The following is a 2,678-nucleotide window of genomic DNA, read 5'->3' as shown; positions in this document are numbered from 1 at the left end:
TGGTAAAATGCTGTTGGTAGCGACTCTAGGAATCTTGTATAATCCAAGCGAGCGATGGATTCGTAGTCTTCTGCTTTGGACCCATCACCAGAAATCGTCACTAGGTCAATCTCCCAAACAAGCTCCTTGCCTGCTAGCTGCTCGGTATAGGGTGCTGGCACAAAGGGCTCCTTAGGTAAAATCGTCTTGACTCCCTGGGCTAGGTGGTAGATACCGTGTACCTTGCCTTGGGCGTCTGGGTAAAATTTTACACTGGCAAGGTAGGCATCAGAGCCTTGAACCTTCTTGACCAGTTCTTCAAAACGTGCCAATCCATCCTCAGCCAAAAAGCTCTCGAGGTATTCCTTATTGAGATAGATAGGGGCCAAGAGCCCTTGGCAATATACTAGACGAGCCGCTTTGTCAGATAGATAATGCTTGACCGTTTGTCGGAAATAAGCTTCAAAATCAAAGCCTTCTAGCCCTTCTACCACTTGCCCCAACTTGTTTGATAGGGCTTGGAGGAGAGCTTCTACAATCTCCCAGTCCGCTCTGGTAAGGAAGTCTGGAATCACCACTTGATAGCCTTTTCGGCTATCCGCATAGTTCACCTTGAAGAGAAATTGCGACTGACCTACAATCCCACACTCGATATACTCGAGACGATTGAGGGGCTGACGGAGATAGACCGCATCATAACTGTGTGACTCCAAACCCTCCACCAAGGCCAAGATAGACTTGGCAGTCAAGACCTCCTGTTGTCCTAGAATGCTTTCTTTATTTGGGATAAAAAATGTTTTCGCCATAACTGGCCTCCTTTGAAATCGTTTACATATAGTATAACCTATTTTCCTGAAAGATACAGAAACAAATTTTAGATTTTTAGATAAAAAGCATAGAAAAACAGCCCCTAAGGGCTGTTTGCTTTATACAGTAGCGACTTGATCCAAGCTTTCACCGATAGCTGCTAGACGCTCGATCACTTCTGCTTGTGTCAATTCATTTTCTGAGACGTAGCGGTTGCGTGGGTGAACACGGCACTCGTGTGAGCATCCACGAAGGTACTTGTCTTCATTTTCTTCTGATGTTAGGATACGACGGTTACAGAAGGGATTTCCACAGTTGACATAACGTTCACATGGTGTTCCATCAAACCAGTCTTTCCCTACGATGGTTGGGTTAACATGGTTAACATCGACGGCAATACGCTCGTCAAAGACGTACATTTTCCCATCCCAAAGCTCACCTTGAACTTCTGGGTCTTTACCGTAAGTTGCGATTCCTCCGTGCAATTGGCCGACATCTTTGTAGCCTTCACGAACCATCCAACCTGAGAATTTCTCACAGCGAACCCCACCTGTACAGTAAACCACGACACGCTTGTCCATGAATTTTTCCTTGTTGTCGCGGACCCACTGTGGTAACTCACGGAAGTTGCGGATGTCTGGGCGGATAGCCCCACGGAAATGTCCTAGGTCGTACTCATAATCGTTACGTGTGTCAAGGACAACTGTATCTTCGTCAAGAAGGGCTTCTTTAAACTCTTTTGGAGACAAGTAAGCACCTGTTGTTTCAAGTGGGTTGATGTCATTATCAAAGTCGTTGTCTTCCAAACCAAGGTGGACAATTTCTTTCTTGTAGCGAACAAACATCTTCTTAAAAGCTTGTTCACTTTCTTCGTCAATCTTGAACCAGAGGTCTTCCATGCCTGGGAGGCTGTGAACGTAGTCCATGTATTTTTGAGTTGTTTCGTAGTCACCTGAAACTGTTCCGTTGATTCCCTCGTCAGCGACTAGGATACGGCCTTTGAGGCCAATTGATTTACAGAAAGCCAAGTGGTCTGCAGCAAATTGCTCTGCATTTTCAATTGGAGTATAGAGGTAGTAAAGTAAGACACGAATATCTTTTGCCATAAGATTTGTTCTCTTTTCTATTCTTAAATTTTCAGAATTTTTCATTCAACTATACTAGTATACCCACTTGAGAAAACGAATGCAATTTATTTGACCGGAAATTGTTGAAAGAGTCCTACCCCTGCACTTCATCAGTAACCATAGCGAATCGCAGATAATTCTCTCAATTTTTTGATTTGCTTAGCTTGACTTTCTGACAAACCCAGCTTATTGTCAATCAACACACGTGAGATGTCAACGTTCATTTGGCTCAGAATAAATGGAGTAGAGGTTCCATCATCCTTTAATCGTTTTTTATAAATCACTAACTGATTTTTCAAGGGAGTAAGTTGAGGCGCAGCCTTTATATCTTCCAATAGATGATCAATGATGGTCATCGCTTCACAACGCCTTTCTCTACCTCCATCGAACCATTTTAATGGTGTCATACTCATTTCCCTCCTGAAATTCACTTATAAATTGAAAAACTATAATTCCTAACTCTCCAGCCAGTATTTTACCCAAACGCCCTATGTAAAAACGTCAGCAGAAATGGCAATGTCGCTACAATATTATTGATCACATGCACCGCATAGGAAGGATAAATGCTCTTGGTATAACGGGTCAAACCAGCAAAAATGATTCCAGATGTTGCAAAGACGAAGATATCTAACAGACTAGGAAGGCTTGAAAAATGAGGGAGAGCAAATAAAATGGACGGAAGAAGCAAATCAAGAGCAAATCTCGAATCTTTAAAAAAGGCGTGTTGCAGTAATCCTCTATAGATTAACTCTTCCATCAGTGGAA

4 protein-coding genes are annotated in these 2,678 nt (G+C 42.9%); all 4 read right to left on the bottom strand.

The features are described from left to right. Positions 1-785, bottom strand: a 785-nt coding sequence (locus tag O3622_RS09950; protein WP_371607412.1) for a DUF4299 family protein, incomplete at its 3' end; no start/stop codon positions are given. Positions 786-905: 120 nt separating this feature from the next. Further along, complete coding sequence (locus O3622_RS09945; protein WP_001030023.1) at positions 906-1,892, bottom strand: rhodanese-related sulfurtransferase; 987 nt, start codon at positions 1,890-1,892, stop codon at positions 906-908. A 131-nt stretch (positions 1,893-2,023) separates the two neighbouring features. Then, positions 2,024-2,320 (bottom strand): bacteriocin immunity protein, encoded by a 297-nt coding sequence (locus O3622_RS09940; protein WP_049477587.1) that lies wholly within the window; start codon positions 2,318-2,320, stop codon positions 2,024-2,026. A gap of 68 nt (positions 2,321-2,388) precedes the next feature. Further along, positions 2,389-2,678: lysostaphin resistance A-like protein (locus tag O3622_RS09935; RefSeq protein ID WP_371607411.1), on the bottom strand; the 290-nt coding region annotated here is incomplete at its 5' end.

This window comes from Streptococcus sp. 27098_8_51, assembly GCF_041432205.1.
GTDB lineage: Bacteria > Bacillota > Bacilli > Lactobacillales > Streptococcaceae > Streptococcus.
Note: the sequence above shows the minus strand (reverse complement) of the source record. Positions and strands in the feature narration are given on the sequence as shown.

Excerpts from the sequence above, each read along its gene's own strand:
- O3622_RS09945 (WP_001030023.1), bottom strand. The coding sequence starts at position 1,892 with ATGGCAAAAGATATTCGTGTCTTACTTTACTACCTCTATACTCCAATT.
- O3622_RS09940 (WP_049477587.1), bottom strand. The coding sequence starts at position 2,320 with ATGACACCATTAAAATGGTTCGATGGAGGTAGAGAAAGGCGTTGTGAA.